This window comes from Caulobacter sp. BE264, from assembly GCF_031457805.1.
Lineage (GTDB): Bacteria > Pseudomonadota > Alphaproteobacteria > Caulobacterales > Caulobacteraceae > Caulobacter.
The window spans coordinates 60329-78171 of the sequence record NZ_JAVDXI010000009.1; the positions used below are offsets into that span (position 1 = coordinate 60329).

At 68.2% G+C, this 17843-nt stretch carries 17 protein-coding genes; 7 read left to right on the forward strand and 10 right to left on the reverse strand.

The window, feature by feature from the left end:
- Positions 1–43 precede the first annotated feature (43 nt).
- The 6 genes from pstB (at position 44) to J2X45_RS18635 (ending at position 6258) form a co-directional block, all read left to right on the forward strand.
- Positions 44–877 (forward strand): phosphate ABC transporter ATP-binding protein PstB, encoded by an 834-nt coding sequence (gene pstB, locus J2X45_RS18610; protein ID WP_310217872.1) that lies wholly within the window; start codon positions 44–46, stop codon positions 875–877.
- A 19-nt stretch (positions 878–896) separates the two neighbouring features.
- Positions 897–1589, forward strand: a complete 693-nt coding sequence (phoU, locus tag J2X45_RS18615; RefSeq protein WP_010918182.1) for a phosphate signaling complex protein PhoU — start codon at positions 897–899, stop codon at positions 1587–1589.
- A 20-nt stretch (positions 1590–1609) separates the two neighbouring features.
- Positions 1610–2302 carry a phosphate regulon transcriptional regulator PhoB gene (gene phoB / locus J2X45_RS18620; protein ID WP_010918183.1) on the forward strand — a complete coding sequence of 231 codons (693 nt, stop codon included), beginning with the start codon at positions 1610–1612 and terminating at the stop codon, positions 2300–2302.
- Between the two features lie 105 nt (positions 2303–2407).
- On the forward strand, positions 2408–3694 hold the full coding sequence (purD, locus tag J2X45_RS18625; RefSeq protein WP_310217876.1) for a phosphoribosylamine--glycine ligase: 1287 nt from the start codon (positions 2408–2410) through the stop codon (positions 3692–3694).
- Between the two features lie 187 nt (positions 3695–3881).
- Entirely contained in the window at positions 3882–4964 is a 1083-nt protein-coding gene (locus J2X45_RS18630; protein ID WP_310217879.1) for a phosphotransferase, read from the forward strand.
- A 4-nt stretch (positions 4965–4968) separates the two neighbouring features.
- Positions 4969–6258, forward strand: coding sequence for an amidohydrolase family protein (locus J2X45_RS18635; protein WP_310217882.1), 1290 nt, complete (start codon positions 4969–4971; stop codon positions 6256–6258).
- A gap of 36 nt (positions 6259–6294) precedes the next feature.
- Here J2X45_RS18635 and lpxK read toward each other — a convergent pair whose 3' ends face one another.
- Genes lpxK through J2X45_RS18660 form a run of 5 tightly spaced genes read right to left on the reverse strand, consistent with a single transcriptional unit; the run spans position 6295 to position 12121 of the window.
- Positions 6295–7302 (reverse strand): tetraacyldisaccharide 4'-kinase, encoded by a 1008-nt coding sequence (gene lpxK, locus J2X45_RS18640; protein ID WP_310217885.1) that lies wholly within the window; start codon positions 7300–7302, stop codon positions 6295–6297.
- A complete protein-coding gene (locus tag J2X45_RS18645; RefSeq protein WP_310218051.1) occupies positions 7299–8576 on the reverse strand; it encodes a 3-deoxy-D-manno-octulosonic acid transferase in 1278 nt (425 codons plus the stop codon). Before J2X45_RS18645 ends, lpxK begins: the two co-directional genes overlap by 4 nt.
- On the reverse strand, positions 8546–9553 hold the full coding sequence (locus J2X45_RS18650) for a cation diffusion facilitator family transporter (RefSeq protein ID WP_310217887.1): 1008 nt from the start codon (positions 9551–9553) through the stop codon (positions 8546–8548). The genes J2X45_RS18645 and J2X45_RS18650 overlap by 31 nt, the downstream gene beginning before the upstream one ends.
- Before the next feature lie 31 nt (positions 9554–9584).
- On the reverse strand, positions 9585–10301 hold the full coding sequence (locus J2X45_RS18655; RefSeq protein WP_310217889.1) for a lysophospholipid acyltransferase family protein: 717 nt from the start codon (positions 10299–10301) through the stop codon (positions 9585–9587).
- A complete protein-coding gene (locus J2X45_RS18660) occupies positions 10298–12121 on the reverse strand; it encodes an ABC transporter ATP-binding protein (protein WP_310217891.1) in 1824 nt (607 codons plus the stop codon). The genes J2X45_RS18655 and J2X45_RS18660 overlap by 4 nt, the downstream gene beginning before the upstream one ends.
- A 155-nt stretch (positions 12122–12276) precedes the next feature.
- Here J2X45_RS18660 and J2X45_RS18665 point away from each other — a divergent pair, with 155 nt between their 5' ends.
- Positions 12277–12942: a tyrosine-protein phosphatase gene (locus J2X45_RS18665; protein ID WP_310217894.1), complete on the forward strand. Its 666-nt coding sequence runs from the start codon at positions 12277–12279 to the stop codon at positions 12940–12942.
- Between the two features lie 127 nt (positions 12943–13069).
- Here the strand turns inward: J2X45_RS18665 and J2X45_RS18675 are convergent, their stop codons facing one another.
- From J2X45_RS18675 to J2X45_RS18695, 5 genes are all read right to left on the reverse strand, one after another.
- Positions 13070–13303, reverse strand: a complete 234-nt coding sequence (locus tag J2X45_RS18675) for a DUF4170 domain-containing protein (RefSeq protein ID WP_310217897.1) — start codon at positions 13301–13303, stop codon at positions 13070–13072.
- Between the two features lie 20 nt (positions 13304–13323).
- Positions 13324–14103 (reverse strand): 3'(2'),5'-bisphosphate nucleotidase CysQ, encoded by a 780-nt coding sequence (locus tag J2X45_RS18680; protein WP_310217899.1) that lies wholly within the window; start codon positions 14101–14103, stop codon positions 13324–13326.
- Positions 14100–15431, reverse strand: coding sequence for a TldD/PmbA family protein (locus J2X45_RS18685; protein WP_310217901.1), 1332 nt, complete (start codon positions 15429–15431; stop codon positions 14100–14102). The genes J2X45_RS18680 and J2X45_RS18685 overlap by 4 nt, the downstream gene beginning before the upstream one ends.
- Before the next feature lie 55 nt (positions 15432–15486).
- Positions 15487–15888: an MAPEG family protein gene (locus tag J2X45_RS18690; protein WP_310217903.1), complete on the reverse strand. Its 402-nt coding sequence runs from the start codon at positions 15886–15888 to the stop codon at positions 15487–15489.
- A gap of 83 nt (positions 15889–15971) precedes the next feature.
- Positions 15972–17804, reverse strand: a complete 1833-nt coding sequence (locus J2X45_RS18695) for a M14 family metallopeptidase (RefSeq protein ID WP_404980121.1) — start codon at positions 17802–17804, stop codon at positions 15972–15974.
- Between the last annotated feature and the right edge of the window lie 39 nt (positions 17805–17843).

A 17843-nucleotide genomic window follows, 5' to 3' on the forward strand; every position in this document is an offset into this window, starting at 1 on the left:
GATCCTGAACCCCCTCGCTTCGCCCCTCCTCCAGGGACACGCCATGACCGTCCAAAGCCCCAATGATTCCGCCCGCGCGCCGGCAATGTCCGCCGCTGCGCCGGCCGCCCCGGCCACCGCCGACCCCAAGATTAAGGCGCGCGGCGTCAAGGTCTTCTATGGCGACAAGCAGGCGCTGTTCGACGTCGACCTCGACATTCCGGCCAAGTCCGTCACCGCCTTCATCGGCCCGTCGGGCTGTGGCAAGTCGACCTTCCTGCGCTGCATCAACCGCATGAACGACACGATCCCGAGCGCTCGGGTCGAGGGCTCGATCGAGATCGACGGCGCCGACGTCAACGCCAGGAGCGTGGACCCGGTGGTGCTCCGCTCGCGCGTCGGCATGGTGTTCCAGAAGCCCAATCCCTTCCCGAAGACGATCTTCGAGAACGTCGCCTACGGCCCCCGCATCCACGGCCTGGCCACCGGCAAGGCCGAGCTGGAAGCCATCGTCGAGAGCAGCCTGAAGAAGGCCGGTCTGTGGAACGAAGTGGCCGATCGCCTGCACCAGCCGGGCACCGGCCTCTCGGGCGGCCAGCAGCAGCGCCTGGTGATCGCCCGCGCCATCGCGGTCTCGCCCGAAGTGATCCTGATGGACGAGCCCTGCTCGGCCCTCGATCCGATCGCCACCGCCAAGATCGAGGAGCTGATCGACGAGCTGCGCAGCCAGTTCTGCATCGTCATCGTCACGCACTCGATGGCCCAGGCCGCCCGCGTCTCGCAGCGCACCGCGTTCTTCCACCTCGGCAAGCTGGTCGAGAGCGGTCCGACCGAGGAGATGTTCACCAATCCTCGCGACAGCCGCACCCAGGACTACATCACCGGCCGCTTCGGCTGATCCGGGGAGAGAGACCGAAATGACCGAACATACCGTCAAATCCTACGGCGAAGAGTTGGCCCACCTGACGGCCGAAGTCACCCGCATGGGCGGCATCGCCGAGAGCCAGGTGGCCGATTGCATCGCCGCCATCGCCCGCCGCGATGGCCCGCTGGCCCAGGCCGTGGTCGCCGGCGACGAACGCCTCGACACGCTGCAGTCGGAGATCGAGCGTAAGGCCTTCCGCCTGATCGCGCTGCGCCAGCCGATGGCGGTGGACCTGCGCCACGCCGTGGCGGCGCTGAAGATCTCGATGAGCCTGGAGCGCTGCGGCGACATGGCCAAGAACATCGGCAAGCGCGCCCTGATCCTGACCGAAGCCGATCCGATGAGCGCCCTGACGCGGTCGATCGAACGCATGGGCAAGCTGGTCCAGGGCCGGCTGAAAGACGTCCTGGACGCCTACACCACCTCGGACCTCCAGCGCGCCATCGGCGTCTGGAGCCGCGATGAAGAGGTGGACGAGCACTACAACGCCATCTTCCGCGAACTGCTCACCTACATGATGGGCGATCCGCGGACGATCAACGCGTGCACGCACCTGCTCTTCGTGGCCAAGAACCTTGAGCGGATCGGCGACCACGCCACCAACATCGCCGAAATCATCCACTTCGAGCTGACGGGCGAGGAACTGACCTCGCAACGTCCCAAGCTCGACGTGCTCTCGCAGTAGTCTGAAAAAGGCGGCCTGAAGTGACTCCCTACGTTCTGGTGGTCGAAGACGAAGACGCCCTGGCCACCCTGCTGCACTACAACCTCGACAAGGAGGGCTACCGCGTCGGCGTCGCCGGCGACGGCGAGGAAGCCCTGATCATGGCCAATGAGCGGGCCCCCGACCTGGTGATCCTGGACTGGATGCTGCCCAAGGTCTCGGGCATCGAGGTCTGCCGCCGTCTGCGCGGTCGGGCCGAGACGCGCAACGTGCCGATCATCATGCTGACGGCCCGCGGCGAAGAGACCGACCGCATCCGGGGCCTCGACACCGGGGCCGACGACTATGTGGTCAAGCCGTTCTCGATGGTCGAGCTGACCGCCCGCGTCCGCGCCGTCCTGCGCCGGATCCGCCCGGGCCTCGCCGACGACCGCATCACGGTGGGCGACATCATCATCGACCGTGTCGCGCACCGCGTGAAGCGCAGCGGGAAGGAGATCCACCTCGGCCCGACGGAGTTCCGCCTGCTCGACTACCTGATGCAGCACCCAGGCCGGGTGTTCAGCCGCGAGCAGTTGCTGGACGCCGTGTGGGGCTCGGACGTCTATGTTGAGGCCCGCACCGTCGACGTCCACATCGGCCGTCTGCGCAAGGCGCTGAACGGCACGACTGACGCGGATCCCATCCGCACCGTGCGCTCGGCCGGCTACTCGCTGGATATGGACGCGGCCTGAGGACGGCGTCTCTGAGCGCGCAGCGCCTGCGGCTCGTGGGTTGGGGCGTGCGGTCTAAGGGGAAGACCTTGACCCAGCGCGTCGCCCACGCCACACCCCGCGCTCATGGAAAAGCTGACCATCCTCCTTGTCGGATCCGGCGGGCGCGAACACGCCCTGGCCTGGAAGATCGCCCAGTCGCCATTGTGCGGCCGTCTTGTCGCGGCGCCGGGCAATCCGGGCATCGAGGCCGTGGCCGAGCTGCGCGGAGTCAAGGTGACTGACGCCGACGGTCTGGTGGCGCTGGCTCAGGAGATCGGCGCCGATCTCGTCGTTGTTGGGCCGGAGTCGGCGCTGGAGGTCGGCCTTGCCGACAAGCTGGCGAGCGTCGGCATTCCCTGTTTCGGCGGCAGCCAGCGCGCGGCGCAGCTGGAAACCTCCAAGGCCTTCACCAAGGACTTCTGTCAGCGGCACGGCCTCCCGACGGCGGCCTATGGCGTGTTCGAGGACGCCGCCTCGGCGGGCGCTTTCCTCGACACCCTGGAAGCGCCCTTCGTGATCAAGGCCGATGGTCTTGCGGCCGGCAAGGGCGTTGTCATCGCCGCCACGCGGGAAGAGGCGGACGCGGCCGTGGTCGACATGCTGGGCGGCCGTTTCGGCTCGGCCGGCGCGCGGGTGGTAATCGAGGAGTTCATGCACGGCGAGGAGGCCTCGCTGTTCGCCATTTCCGACGGCAAGACCGCCGTGCTGTTCGGCGCGGCCCAGGATCACAAGCGCGCCTATGACGGCGACAAAGGCCCCAACACCGGTGGCATGGGCACCTATTCGCCGCCCCCAGTGCTGACGAAGGCCCTGATCGACCAGGCGTGGCGCGAGCTGATCGTTCCCACGGTCGAAGGCATGGCGGCCGAGGGCAATCCGTACGTCGGCGTGCTCTATGCTGGTCTGATGCTGACGCCTGCGGGTCCCAAGCTCGTCGAATACAACGCCCGCTTCGGTGATCCCGAATGCCAGACCCTCATGCTGCGGCTGGAAAGCGACATCGTCCCGATCCTGCTGGCGGCGGCGAAGGGCGAACTGGCCTCGGCTGAGCCGCCCCAGTGGCGCGACGAGGCGGCGATCTGCGTGGTGCTGGCGGCCGAGGGCTATCCCGACGCGCCCAAGACCGGCGGCCGCATCCAGGGCGCCGACGCTGACTTTGGGGACGGGGTGGTCGTGTTCCACGCAGGCACGACGCGTGAGTTCGAGGGGCGTCTGGTGGCCTCGGGCGGCCGGGTGCTGAACGTCTGCGCCCTGGGCGAGACCTTGAGTGAGGCCCGCGAGGCGGCTTATGGCGCGCTAGAGCACGTCTCGCTGGAAGGCGGCTTCTATCGTCGCGACATCGGCTGGCGGGCGTTGTCGCAGCCTTCCTAAATCCTCCCCCCATCGGGGGAGGCGTCCGCGCAGCGGACGGTGGGGGAAGTTCCGCGGACCTTGCCTCGTCCCCCTCCGTCGTCCCTTCGGGCCGACACCTCCCCCGCTAGGGGGAGGATCGGCGCTTGCCTCAGCGCTGTCACCCTCTAAACTCCCCAATTCAAACAAGCGTTGGGGAGAGAGCGCCATGGCCGAAGCCGCCGAACCGTCCGCCCAGGACCTGAATTCAGGCACCAAGCCGGTCGACCCGCGCCATGCGATCGACGAGGCCAAGCTGGCCGCTTGGCTCGAGGCGAACGTCGAAGGCTACGCCGGTCCCTTGGAGGTGCGCCAGTTCAAGGGCGGTCAGTCCAACCCGACCTATCAGCTGGTCACGCCGGCCCGGAAGTATGTCCTGCGCCGCAAGCCGCCGGGCAAGCTGCTGCCCAGCGCGCACGCGGTCGATCGCGAGTACAAGGTGATCTCGGGCCTGAACAAGGCCGACTTCCCGGTCGCCAAGGCCTATGCCCTGTGCATGGACGAGGACGTCATCGGCACGATCTTCTACGTGATGGAGAACGTCGAGGGCCGGATCCTGTGGGACGGTACCCTGCCGGACTATCAGCCGGCCGAGCGGCGCGCGATCTACGAGGCCCAGATCGACACCCTGGCGGCGCTGCACAACGTTGACTACGCCGCCGTTGGCCTTGCGGACTATGGCAAGCCCGGCAACTACTTCGCGCGCCAGATCGACCGCTGGACCAAGCAGTACAAGGCCAGCGAGACCAAGACCATCGAGGAGATGGACCGGCTGATGGAATGGCTGCCGGCCACCGTGCCGGCGGACGACCAGACCTCGATCGTTCACGGCGACTATCGCCTCGACAACATGATCCTGCACCCGACCGAGCCGCGCGTGATCGCGGTGCTGGACTGGGAGCTGTCGACGCTAGGCAATCCCTTGGCCGACTTCAGCTACTTCCTGATGAACTGGGTGATGCCGTCCGACCAGCGCGGCGGCCTTTCGGGCGTCGATGATCTGACCGCCTACGGTATCCCGACGATCCCCGAGGCCGTGGCCCGTTATTGCAAGGCCACCGGCCGGGACGGCCTGCCGGAACTCGACTGGTATTTCAGCTACAACCTCTTCAGACTGGCGGGCATCTGCCAGGGCATCGTCGGCCGCGTCCGTGACGGCACCGCCGCCAGCGCCCATGCGCAGCTGATGGAGGCGCGCGTGCCGGTCCTGGCCAAAGGGGCCTGGGACTTCGCGCGCAAAGCGGGGGCTTGAGACCTTGATGCGGAAACTGATGGCGGGCGCCTGCGCCCTGGTTGTGACGAGCGCGCTGGCCAGCGCGGCGAGCGCTCAGGCGACGTTTGTCCAGGCGGGACGCCTTCTGGCCGACCCTGCAACAGGCAAGGTCGAGACCGCCAAGACCCTGGTCGTCGAGAACGGCAAGGTGACGCGTGTCCTCGACGGCTACGTCGCCGAGCCCGGCGGCAAGGTCGTCGATCTGAAGGACAGCTTCGTGCTGCCCGGCCTGATCGACAGCCACGTCCACCTGACCGGCCAGCAGAACCCGAACGGACGCCTGCAGGCCGTGACGCAGTCGCCGTCCGACAGCGCCATGGTCGGGGCCGGATTCGCACGCAAGACCCTGATGGCCGGGTTCACGACTGTGGCCAATCTGGGCGCCAACAGCCAAGCGATCTTCGCCCTGCGGGAAGGCGTCAAGCGCGGCGACGTGGCTGGGCCCCGTATTCTGGCGTCGGGCTCGTCGATCTCCGTCCACGGCGGCCATGGCGACATCAACGGCTATAGCGAGGACGTCATGCACGCCTTGCGGCCGGAATCGGTGTGCTCGGGGGCGGACGACTGCCGTCGCGCCGTGCGAGAGCAAATCTGGCTCGGCGCCGACCTTATCAAGATCACAGCGACGGGCGGCGTGCTGTCCAACACCGCCGCGGGCCTCGCCAAGCAGTTTTCCGACGCCGAGCTGGCGGCGATCGTCGAGGCCGCGCACAGCATGGGCCGCAAGGTGACCGCCCACGCCCACGGCGGCGACGGCATCAACGCGTTCCTCAAGGCCGGCGGCGACTCGATCGAGCACGGCACCTATCTCGACAACGAGGGCATCGCCCTGATCAAGAAGTCGGGCGGCTATCTGGTGCCGACCCTGATGGCCGGCGACTTCGTCACCCGCATCGCCTCGGGGCCGAACAACTACTTCACGCCGGCCCAGACGGCGAAGGCGCTGGAGGCGGGGCCCAAGATGCTGGACATGGTTCGCCGCGCACACGCCGGCGGCGTCAAGATCGCTTTCGGCACCGACAGCGGCGTCTCGGCCCACGGCGACAACGCCGGCGAGTTCGCGCTGCTGGTCAAGGCGGGCCTGACCCCGCTGGAGGCGATCCAGACCGCCACGGTCAACGCCGCCGACCACTTCTCGCTGAGCAACGAGATCGGCAGTCTGACGCCCGGCAAGGCGGCTGACCTTATCGCGGTGAAGGGCGATCCTCTGAAGGACGTCACCGAACTCCAGCGCGTGACGTCGGTCATCAAGGGCGGCGTGGTCTACAAGTGATCCGATCCTCCCCCGCGAGGGGGAGGATTTTGGTCTCTACAGCCCGATGCTGTTGAGCAGTTTGTCCAGAGCGACCGGATCGTCGAACCGGGCGCGCACCGGCCAAGGCGTGACCTTGTCGCGCCAGGCCGGGGGGAGCCGGACCCAGTCCTTTTCGGTCGTCACCAGCCCCGCATCGTAGACCTTGGCGCGGTCCTCCAGGAAGGCGAGCGTCGCCTCGCTGTAGGGGCCGTGGTCGGGGAAGGGCGCAAAGTCAACGAGCTGACAGCCGGCGGCGGTCAGGGCTTTCTCGACCTTCCAAGGCTTGGCGATGCCGGCGAAGCCCACCTGCGGTCCCTTGGGGACCGGCGCTGCGGCTTCCAGGCGGGCGACCAGTACGGGTATGTCGCCCAACGCGGTCAGAAGCTCGAGGTCCGGCTGCTCCATCTCGACCGGCAGCAGCACGATCACTGCGTCCGCGCGGGACAGGCCGACCTTCAAAGGTTCGCGCATCGGCCCGGCGGGGAAGACTCTGCCGTCGCCGAACGGCCATTCGCCGTTGCGGGTTTCGCCGTCGACCACGACCAGCGACAGCGCCTTGCGGATGCTGGGGTTCTGGTGCCCGTCATCCATCACGATCGCCTGCGCGCCCGCTCGGGCGGCCGCCCTTGCCCCGGCGACGCGGTCGGCGGCGATCCACATCGGGAAGTCCTGCGCGAGCATCAGCGGCTCGTCGCCCACATCGTCGGCGGTGTGGCGAGCGGTGTCGACCTGTACTGGCCCCTTCAGCTTGCCGCCATAGCCGCGCGACAGGCCGTGGGCGGCGACGCCCCGCTGGGTCAGGGTCAGCAGCAGTTCACGGACAATCGGCGTCTTGCCGGCGCCGCCCATGGTGACATTGCCCACGCAGATCACCGGCGCGCTGACGATGGCCGGTGTCGCGCGCGCGATGCGGCGTCGCGTGGCTCCGGCCCACAGCCAGGACAGGGGCGTGAGTAGAGCTCGCGTGATCGGCGCAGGCGCGCCGCTCTTGACGTACCACCAGCGGGGCGTGCCGAGTTTCATGGAACGAGCTCAAGAATACGGGATAGGCCGACGCGGGCCTCTTGGTCGCGGCGGTCGACGAAGTCGCGGGCGCGTGCTGCGCGGGCGCGCGCCGCGTTAGGATCGGCTAGATCTGCGGCGACGGCCTTGGCCAGATCGCGTGGCGCGGTCACGACCACGCCGCCGACCGCTTCGAGGCCTGCATAGGCCGAGGTCCAGTTCTCGACGAACGGGCCGCTGATCGCCGGGCAGTCCAGCCGCGCCGCCTCCAGCGGATTGTGGCCGCCGATGTCGGGAACGAGACTTCCGGCGATGACGCTGGTGCGCGCCAGCCGGAACCAGAGGCCCATCTCCCCCAGCGTGTCCGCGACGACGATGTCAGCGGGCTGTCCGGGCGACTGGCTGCGAAGCGACGCCGACAGGCCCCGCGCCTGGGCCAGGGCGACGATGGCGGGACCCCGCTCGACGTGACGGGGCGCAAGGATCACCGGGGGGCGCTTTGGAAGCGCGGCGAGGACATCCAGCGTGATCTCGTCTTCGCCGGGATGCGTGCTGGCGATCAGCAGGGGCGGGATCGGGAACCGCCCCTGCTCGACCGCCAGAGCCGCCGGATCGGCCGGCAGCGGCGCGGCGCCGAACTTCAGGTCGGCCTCGCCTGCGACCCTGCCGCCGAGACTCTCGAAGCGCTGACGCGCGCGCGCGTCCTGGGCCAGGATCAGGTCGAAGACCGAGAGCAGCCGACAAGCGGCCTGCGGACGCGTCGACCAGCTCGCGAAGCTGCGATCCGACAGTTTGGCGGAGACCAGCGCAAGGCGCGTCCCGGCGGCCTTCGCCTCCAGCAACAGGTTCGGCCACAGCTCGCTTTCGACGAAGACGGCGAGGTCGGGTTTCCACCGCGCGATGAACCGTCTGGCGGCGCCCGGCGCATCGACGGGCGCGTACTGATGGATCGCGCCGCGCGGCAGGCGCTTGGCCAGCAGGGCGGCCGAGGCTGTGGTGCCGGAGGTCACCAACACGGTGACTCTGGGCTTCTCGACGCGCAGACGTTCCACGAGCGGCAGGATCGACAGGCTCTCGCCGACGCTGGCGCCATGCAGCCAGACGAGCGGACCATCAGGGCGGCGCGTATCGGCCCGCGCCAGACGTTCGGCCAAACGGGCGGGATCCTCCTTGCCCTTGCGGGCGCGGTGGGCCAGCAGGGCCGGGACGACGGGTTCGAGCAGGCCCGTGGCGACCCGGTAGAGATTCAGCGCATCGGGGCGGATCACACGACGTCCGCCGGCGCCAGGCGGCAGGCGTGCGCGCCGTGGCTGCTTTCAACCTGGATGGTCACATGGCCGATGTTGAACCGGCTGGCCAGCTCGGCGCAGGTTTCGTGAAGGAACTGGTCGTGATCGGCGTCCAGCGGACGCACGACGTGGGCCGTCATCGCCGTTTCGGTGGTGCTCATGGCCCAGATGTGCAGGTCATGCACCTCGCTGACGCCGGGGCGCGCCGTCAGCCAGTCGCGTACAGCGTGGGTGTCGATCCCGCGCGGCGTGGCGTCCAGGGCCAGATCCAGCGAGTCGCGCAGCAGGCCCCAGGTGCCCAGCACGATCACCGCCACGATGACGAGGCTCACCACGGGGTCCAGCCACATCCAGCCGGTGAAGGTCATGACGAGCGCGGCGATGACCACGCCGGCCGAGACGGCCGCGTCGGCGGCCATGTGCAAGAAAGCGCCCCGGACGTTGAGGTCTTCTTTGGCCCCCTTCATGAACATCAGCGCCGTGGCGGTGTTGATGATGATGCCAATGGCGGCGACGATCATCACCGGCCCGGTCTCGACGGGCTGCGGCGCAGCGAAGCGCCGGACAGCCTCCCAGGCAATGGCGCCCACCGCCACCAGCAGCAAGGCGGCGTTGGCCAGAGAGGCGAGGATCGTGCCCTTGCGAAGACCATAGGTCCGCCGCGCGCTGGGCGCGCGCTTGGCCAGGATCGTCGCGCCCCAGGCCATCAGCAGGCCCAGGACGTCGGAGAGGTTATGGCCGGCGTCGGCGAGCAGCGCCAAGGAGTGCGTAAAGATCCCCGCGCCCGCCTCGACGATGACGAAACCGAGATTCAGCGCCGTGCCGATTGCGAACGCGCGGCCGAAGTCCTTGGGGGCATGATGGTGGTGGCCGTGATGCCCATGGCCGTGGTGATGATGCCCATGCTCATGCGCGTGGTCATGGCCATGGTGGCCATGACCGTGGCCATGATCGTGAACGTGTCCGTGAGCGTCGTGGGGCATGGCGCTTACATCCCACCAAGGCGGGCGAGGATCAATCTTTGGGCGCGGTTTCGCCGACAATGGCTTCCGCGCGGCGGGAAACGGCGCTCAGTCGCGCGCCCCAGGTCTCGACAAGGGCGTCGGGGTCGTCCTCGCGACCGGCGTGAACCGGACCGTCCCAGACCATCGCGGCCTTGGCGAACGGCAAGGGAATGATGGTGCGGTCCCAGGTCTTCAGGCGGATGCAGGGATGGACCGCCACGCCGACGAACAGCACGGGCGCGCCGCTGACCCGGGCCAGGGCGATCGCACCCTTCTGCATCACCTCGACGGGGCCGCGGGGACCGTCTGGCGTGATGGCCATGGCGCCGCCGTCCTTGACCCACTTGACCATGTCGCGGAAGGCCTGCTCGCCGCCCTTGTTCTTGCTGGTGTCGGCGGTCTTCTTCAGGGACGAGCCCCGGATTGATGGCAGGCCCAGCCGCGCGATCACCCGGGCGATGAACTCACCGTCGCGGGACTGGCTGACCAGCACCCGGATCTCCGGCTTGTCCGGCCCCTGCGGCCAGGTCGCGGGGCCCACCGGCACCCGCGAGTGCCAAAGCGCCAGGATCGCGCCGCTTCCGCTGGCCAGGGCCTCGGCCTGGACGCGGGCGGCGATCTCCTGGCCCTCGCGCGTCCAGCGCAGCGTCTTGTAGGTCAGAGCGATGTAGCCCGAGAAGACGCGGGTCAGCGCGCCCATCACCCAAGGCGAAGGCAGCGGTCTCAAGCCGTGATCTCCCCGTCCTGCTCGGGAGCCGGGTGGTCCAGATCCTGAGCCTTGGCGAGGCGGGCATAGAGGCCGCCGGCGCGGACCAGCTCGGCATGCGAGCCCGTCTCCACGACCCGCCCCTTGTCGATCACATAGATGCGGTCGGCGTTTTTCACGGTCGACAGGCGGTGGGCGATCAGGATGGTCGTGCGGCCCGCCATCAGGCGCTCCAGCGCGGCCTGGACCTGCGCCTCGCTCTCGGTGTCCAGCGCGCTCGTGGCTTCGTCGAGCAGCAGGATCGGCGCATCCTTCAGGAAGGCGCGGGCGATCGCGATGCGCTGGCGCTGGCCGCCGGACAGGCGCGCGCCGGCTTCGCCGACCGCAGTGTCATAGCCCTCGGGCAGGGCCAGGATGAAGTCGTGGGCGGCGGCTTGCCGCGCAGCGGCCTCGATCTCCAGCTGGCTGGCGCCAGGACGGGCGTAGGCGATGTTGGCCCGGATCGTGTCGTCGAACAGGAACGGCTCCTGGGTGACCAGGGCGATGCGGTCGCGCAAGCTGGCTAGGGTCACCGACCGCACGTCGTGGCCGTCTATGGTCACCGCGCCGGCGTTCACGTCGTAGAAGCGCGGGATCAGGTTGAGGATCGAGCTCTTGCCGCCGCCCGACGGGCCGACCAAGGCCACGGTCTCGCCCTTGCGCGCCTGAAGATTGACGTTCGACAGGGCCGGAATGTCCGCGCCGTACGAGAAGGTCACATCGGCCAGGGCGATCGTGCTTTCGCCCGGCGGCAGCGCCTTGGCGTCGGCGGGGTCGACGATGGTCGGGGCCACGTCCAGCGCTTCGAACAGGCGACGGGCTGCGGTCAGGCCTTCGCTGAACACGGTCTGCAGGTTGGCGACCTGACGCAGGGATTGTGCTGCGATGCCCAAAAGGATGACGAACTTGAGGAACCCGCCGGGCGTGATCGGCGGCAGGGTGAAGGGGCCGACGACCAGCGCGCCGGTGATCGCCCGCCAGCCGGCGTAGGCGAAGACGGCGGCGATCACCAACTGCGAGAAGAGTTCTGTGGCGGGAGCGGCCATGGCGCGGGCGTTGCTGCCCTTGATCAGATGGCGCTGGCGGCGCTCGACCACGGCGGCGACGCGGGCTTCCTCATAGGCCTCGCGGTTCTCCATCTTGACGATCTTGACCCCGTCCAGGCTCTCCATGATCGCCGTCGAGAGGTTGGAGGTCTCGCCCATGGCCCCCTTGGCGGCCTTGGTCGTGCGCTTGGAGAAGTGACGGATCACCCCGCTGACGCCCGGCACGATGATCAGCACGCCGGCCGCCAGGATCGGGTCGCTGTTTAACAGCGCCCACAGGGTGATGGCGACGATCAGGGCTTCGCGGACATAGTTGATGACGCCGGTGGTCGCCGCCTCGCGGATCAAGCCGGCGTCGTAGAGCACCGAGGCGACATAGGAGCCTGAGTGCGCGCCGCGCAGGCGGGCCAGGTCCGCCCGGATCAGGCGGCCGAACAGGCGCGTCTGCATGTCGCCGACCACGCCGTTGCCGATGCGGTTGATCAGGCTGGCCTGGATCACCTGGAAGACGCCGCGCGCCACAGCCAGGCCAGCGATGGTCAGAGGCACCCAGATCAGCGCGCCCGGCTTTGGATGGGCGATCAGCTGATCGACGGCGGGCTCGACATATTCGCCCAGCATCACCGTCAGGCGCGCCACGATCACGGCGCTGAGCATCGAGACCAGGAAGCCCTTCCAGCGGGGCTGAAGGAACTCGCGCCACATCCGGCCCATCAGGGCGCGGTTCGAGGGCTGCGGACGATCCTGTGCGGTCATGGGGGAGGGGTCGGATTTCGGGAGGAGGCTGTCAAGGACGGTTGGGACGCACTGGCGTCGAAAAGCGACGCCCTGAAGGCGGATCGTCGCGCGTTTTTGCCTTTCGCGGGCTATGCCCCTACTTAGAGCCGGAATTTCCGAAGGATCGCGCCGCCTTGGCCAAGTTCGACCTCACCACGCCCTGGGGCCGGTTCAAGACCTATCTCCACTATCTGTGGAACGACCACGCCTATCTGCGGCTAGGCTTTTCGAACGCTCACTGGATCAGCCCCGAGCTTGTCCGCGCCAACCAGCCCTGGCCGTTCCAGCTGGCCTGGTGGAAGAAGCGCGGGATCAAGACGATCGTGAACCTGCGCGGCGGCTTCGACGGCAGCTTCTATGCGCTGGAGAAGGACGCCTGCGAGCGACTGGGCCTGAACTTCGTCGACTTCGTGATCACCTCGCGCGAGGTTCCGATCCGCGAGCGGGTGCGGGGCGCCAAGGCGCTGTTCGACCGGATCGAGTATCCGGCCCTGATGCACTGCAAGTCCGGCGCAGACCGGGCGGGGATCATGAGCGTGTTCTACGCCCACTATCGCCTGGGTCAGCCGATCCGCGAGGCGATGCAGCAGCTGGGTCCGCGCTACCTGCACATCAAGCACGGCAACACTGGCGTGCTGGACTACGTCTTCGAGCAGTATCTGGAGCGCGGCGAGCCCAAGGGCCTGACCTTCAGCGAATGGGTCGAGAGCGACGACTACGACCCGGTCGAGATGAAGAAGACCTTCCGCGCGGGGATGCTGGGCAAGGTGCTGACGGACAAGATCCTGCGGCGGGAGTGACCCAAATCCTCCCCCCGTGGGGGAGGCGGCCGAAGGCCGGAGGGGGGCGTAACCGGCTATCCGGCTTCTTCCCCCTCCGTCGGCTTCGCCGACACCTCCCCCGTTAGGGGGAGGATTTCAGACCCGATCAGCCCTCGCTCGGATCCAGCAGCTTGTGGGCGTGGATGATGAAATAGCGGGCGTGGGCGTTGTCGACCGTGGCCTGGGCCTTGGCCTTCCAGGCCTTGTGGGCTTCGTCGTAGCTCGGATACGCGCCGACGAATTCGACTTTCGAGAGATCGCGGAATTCGACGCCCGCGACGTCCTTCAGTTCACCGCCGACCACGATATGAAGAAGCTGCTTGTCAGGCATTTGGAGCACGTTCCTGCGAGGAATTGTAATTATGGCAGCTCGATATGCCCGACACGGTTAAGGATCAATGGCGCAAGCGCGCGATTGGCGCAAACGAGGCTCGGAACCTGCGGAACGGGCCGATTATAGGCGTAGGGACGGCCTTTGTGATCGCTGAGCGCCGCGCCGGCGCGCTGACAGATCAGGTCGGCCGCCGCGACGTCCCATTCGCTCTTGGGCGATAGCGCCACCGCCGCGTCGAACGCCCCAGCCGCGACAAGGCAGGCCCGGTAGGCGATGGAGTTGCGGGTCTCGATCCGCATCGTCGGCCACGGCTCGCGCCAGGCGGGGTGGGCGAACATCTTGGCGTCGCCCAGCATGGCCGCGCCCTCAAGGGCGTCGGTGGCGCTGGGGCCGATGAGCGCGCCGTTCAGTGTCGCGGGACCATCGAAGGTGGCGGCGTAGGTCTCGTCCAGAGCGGGCGCATGCACCACGCCCGCGACGGGTTTGCCGTCCTCAACCACGGCGATCGACACCGCAAACCAGGGCTTGCCCTTCATGAAGGCGACGGTGCCGTCGATGGGATCGACGACGAACTGTCGACCCGTGGAGAGGCGCGCGGGATCGTCGGCGGTTTCTTCCGACAGCCAGCCGTAGTCCGGCCGTTCGGCGCGCAGCTCCGTGCGCAACAGGGTGTCGACCGCGAGGTCGGCGTCCGTGACCGGCGAGCCGCCAGACTTGGACCAGATCTTCAGGCCGTTCTCGCGGGCGCTGAGCGCCAGTTCGCCCGCCTCCCGCGCTGCGGCGATGATCAGGTCCAGGTCGTTCATTTGCCCGCGATCGCCAGGGCGTCGACCAGCAGCGACGGGCTGTTGCTGGCGCCGCGCAGCTCAAGATCCGAGCCCGGCACGAGGCGAGCGTAGATGTCGATAAGGTTGCCGGCGACGGTGATCTCGGTGACCGGACCGGTGCTCTCGCCGTTTTCGAACCAGTAGCCCGAGCAGCCCACCGACCAGTCGCCGGTGTTGCCGTTCAGCGACGGGCCGAACATCGAGGTGACGACAAGGCCGGTTCCCGCATCCTTCATCAGGCCCTGCAGATCCTTGGCGCCGGGCTGAAGCGTCAGGTTGTGGGTCGAGACGCCGGACGGACCCGCCAGGCCGCGCGAGGCGTGGCCGGTGGTCGCAAGGCCCAGTTGCTTGGCCGCGCTGGTGTTCAGAAGCCAGGTCGTCAGGACGCCGTCTTCGATCAGCGCCCGCGCCTGCGTGGCCACGCCCTCGTCGTCGAAGGGCGCCGAGCCCAGGCCACGCACCCGGTGCGGATCTTCCAGCAGGTTGACGCCCTTGGCGAAGATCGCCTGGCCCAGCTTGTCCTTCAGGAACGAGGTGCCGCGCGCGATCGACGGGCCGGAGATCGCGCCGAGCAGCGGACCGATCAGGCTCATGGCCAGGCGATTTTCGAAGATCACCGGCGCGGTGGTCGAGGCGATCTTGCGCGGATTCAGGCGGGCCACGGCCTGACGGCCGGCCTCCATGCCGATGTCGCCGGCCGCCGGCAGATCGCCGAAGTGGCGGGTCGATCGACCTTCGCCCCCGCGCTCCATGCCCGCGCCCTCGCCCGCGATGGCCGAGGCCGAGATCGAGTGACCCGTGGCCGCATGTGCGCCGTGGAAGCCGTCGCTGGTGACCAGCGCCCAGCGCGACGACGACCAGCTGGCCGAACCGCCGTCGGAATTGGTGACGCCCTTGACCGCGCGAGCGTGCTCTTCGGCGATGCGGGCCTGGGTCTCCAGCGTCTCGGCCGAGGGCTCGTAGGCGTCGATCAGATCAAGGTCCGGGAACGGACCTCGCGCCAGGCGATCGTGGGGGGCGAGGCTGGCGTAGGGATCTTCCGGGGCCAGACGCGCCATGGCCACGGCGCGTTCGACCAGCTTGGCGCGGGCTTCGGACGAGATGTCGGAACCGGAGACGGTGGCGCTGCGCTGGCCGATGAAAACACGAAGGCCCAGATCGCGGGCCTCTTCGCGTTCGACCTCCTCAAGCTCGCCCAGGCGGACCGAAACGGAAAGGGATTGGCGCTCGGCGAAGACAGCCTCGGCCGCGTCGGCCCCGGCCTTGCGCGCGGCGGCGACCACGTCATGCAGCAGATTATCGTCCATGGGGTCTTATGGACGTGATCTCCTCCCCCGTGCAACGGGGGAGGACAATTCGTAGCTACCCGATAGCCGACAGCAGCAGCGCCACGCCGGCGAAGATATAGGCCAGCCAGGTGGCGACCATGCCGATGGCGCGCGGCACCGAGGCGCCGCCGCTGTTGGACAGGCCGATCGCGTGGACCACACGGCCGGCGAACAGGATGAAGCCCACCACGTGGATCGCTAGCGGCGCGGCGCCGGCGACGGCCAGCACAGCCAGGGCCGCGACGCCCGACGGGATGTACTCCGAGGCGTTGCCAAAGGCGCGGATGGCGCGGGCGAGTTCCGGGATGCCCTCGTCGCCCAGGGCCACCTTGTGCTTCTGGCGCAGGCGCACGACCAGCAGGGAGAGGATCAGAAGCAGGAAAAGGTTGAGGCCGGCCCACAGGGCGGCGGCGTGGCCCGAAACGATCGTATCCATGGTCTTCTCGTCGTCCTTACGCCCGCTCCCCCGAGCGGAGCGCCATATGAGGCCTTCCGCCCGGGCTCGGCAACCCAGCGTGCCTATCGCGCGATTTCGCGAGCGATCGGATAGAGCAGGTGATGGTCGTCGTAGAAGGGCGTGCGCTTGTAGAACCAGGCCAGGCGCGCGGCCGGGTCTGCAGCGAACTTGGGCTCGGCCGCCAGCTTGGCCTCGAACTCGGCCTTCAGCGCCGGATCCGCCGCCATCATCTTTTCGGCCAGCGGTGCGATCGCATACGGCTCGATATACTCCACGCGGCTCAGAACCTCGGGGACCATGCCCCAGGCGAACAGGCTTTCACTCGACTGCGGCTCCAGCAGCAGCACGACGAGGTCGCCGAGCGGTTGATCGGTGGATACGCGCACCGAGCCCTTCGGGAAGGTCCAGTCGCGGGCCTCGGTCGTCACGTTCTCGACGCTGATCTGGACGTGGCCTTCGTTGGCGCGCGGGGCGATCTTGGGCTCGACGAGGCGGATCATCTCGACCTTGAGCGTCTTGTCGGCGGTCAGGGTCTCCAGCGCCACGCCGTGCAGCTTCAGGCGCTCGATAATGTCAGCGCGGTGGCTCGGCACATAGTAGGCCGCGGGGCGCTTGAGGGTCAGAGAAGGCTTGGAGCCGTAGAAGGGAACATTCCAGATCTCGGGATCTGGCTCGCCCAGCCAGCGCACTTCCTTCCGGCCCGAGGCGGGGCTGTCATAGTACTCGTAACGGATGCCCTTGAAGGCCCGCATATAGGCGGGCTTGGGATCGGCGACGAAGTTGGCAGGGATCTCCGTCGGGCGCAGGGCGCTGTCGGCGGCGATGGCCTTGCGCAGGTCGCCGCCTTGTTCGGCCAGCAGCTTCAGGGCCGTCTCGATGAAGACATAGGTCCCCAGCACGCGCTGGGCGTGGGGCTTGAGGCTATGGTTCTCGATCAGGATCGTGGGGACGTGGGCCGCTGCGCCCCAGCCGTTCGAGAAGCGCTCGCCCAGCCCGCCGTCGGAGAAGCCAGCCTTAGGATTGTGCTCGTCGATCCCGAAGACCAGCTCGCCCGGGATGTGGCCTTCGGCCTCCAGGCCCTTGTTCATGACGGGCTTGAGCACGCCATCCAGCCACTTTGCGATGGCGGGGGAGCGGTTCCAGACGCCGTTCTCGCCGTTGAAGCCGTAGGTGACGTCGTACTGGTAGTCCATGCCGTCGGTCACGTGGACGTCGACATAGAGATCAGCCTTGTACTTGGCTTGCAGGCGCTTCAGCGCCCGCATCTCCGGCTGGTCCAGTTTCATGAAGTCGCGGTTGAGGTTCTGGTTCGTCGCCGTGTTGCGCCAGCCCTGGATGCGCGGTCCGCGCTGGTTGGGACGCGAATAGGCGCTGGCCCGCTCGTGGCCGTCGACCGACAGGATCGGGATCAGCACGAGGTTGACCTTGTCGAGAAGTGCGTCCTTGCCGTGGAAGGCCATGTCCCGCAGCAGCATCATGCCGGCGTCCTTGCCGTCGATCTCGCCGGGGTGGATGCCTGCCTGGACCAGCAGGAGCGGCTTCTTGGGGTCGAGCTTGTCGCCGTCCTTGGAGGCGATGACGGCGAAGATCTCGCGGCCTTGCGGCGAGACGCCGAAGTCCTCGAGCCGGATCAGGGCACTGGCCTTGTCCAGCTTCTGGAACCAGGCGCGGGTGTCGGCGTAGCTCGGCGAGAAATCGTGCTCAGCATCGGCCTCGAACGGCGTCACCCACGGATCGGCCTTGTCGCGGATCAGCGCCTGGCTGGCGCCCTGCCAGTGCGGCGCCGGCGGCAGGAAGGGCTGGTCCCACGGCGCAGCGCCGGCGGGTGGAGACAAGGGCGTCTGGGCCATGGCGGGGGCTCCGAAGGCGAACAGGGCGGAGGCGGCGATAAGCATCGAGCGGCGCATGGCCGCTGTCGTCGCGCCTTCGGGCCG

What these genes read in the sequence shown, in the direction of transcription:
- pstB (WP_310217872.1), top strand. Translation starts at nt 44, where the DNA reads ATGACCGTCCAAAGCCCCAATGATTCCGCCCGCGCGCCGGCAATGTCC.
- phoU (WP_010918182.1), top strand. Translation starts at nt 897, where the DNA reads ATGACCGAACATACCGTCAAATCCTACGGCGAAGAGTTGGCCCACCTG.
- purD (WP_310217876.1), top strand. Translation starts at nt 2,408, where the DNA reads ATGGAAAAGCTGACCATCCTCCTTGTCGGATCCGGCGGGCGCGAACAC.
- J2X45_RS18630 (WP_310217879.1), top strand. Translation starts at nt 3,882, where the DNA reads ATGGCCGAAGCCGCCGAACCGTCCGCCCAGGACCTGAATTCAGGCACC.
- lpxK (WP_310217885.1), bottom strand. Translation starts at nt 7,302, where the DNA reads ATGAAACTCGGCACGCCCCGCTGGTGGTACGTCAAGAGCGGCGCGCCT.
- J2X45_RS18650 (WP_310217887.1), bottom strand. Translation starts at nt 9,553, where the DNA reads ATGCCCCACGACGCTCACGGACACGTTCACGATCATGGCCACGGTCAT.
- J2X45_RS18660 (WP_310217891.1), bottom strand. Translation starts at nt 12,121, where the DNA reads ATGACCGCACAGGATCGTCCGCAGCCCTCGAACCGCGCCCTGATGGGC.
- J2X45_RS18680 (WP_310217899.1), bottom strand. Translation starts at nt 14,103, where the DNA reads ATGAACGACCTGGACCTGATCATCGCCGCAGCGCGGGAGGCGGGCGAA.
- J2X45_RS18685 (WP_310217901.1), bottom strand. Translation starts at nt 15,431, where the DNA reads ATGGACGATAATCTGCTGCATGACGTGGTCGCCGCCGCGCGCAAGGCC.
- J2X45_RS18690 (WP_310217903.1), bottom strand. Translation starts at nt 15,888, where the DNA reads ATGGATACGATCGTTTCGGGCCACGCCGCCGCCCTGTGGGCCGGCCTC.
- J2X45_RS18695 (WP_404980121.1), bottom strand. Translation starts at nt 17,804, where the DNA reads ATGCTTATCGCCGCCTCCGCCCTGTTCGCCTTCGGAGCCCCCGCCATG.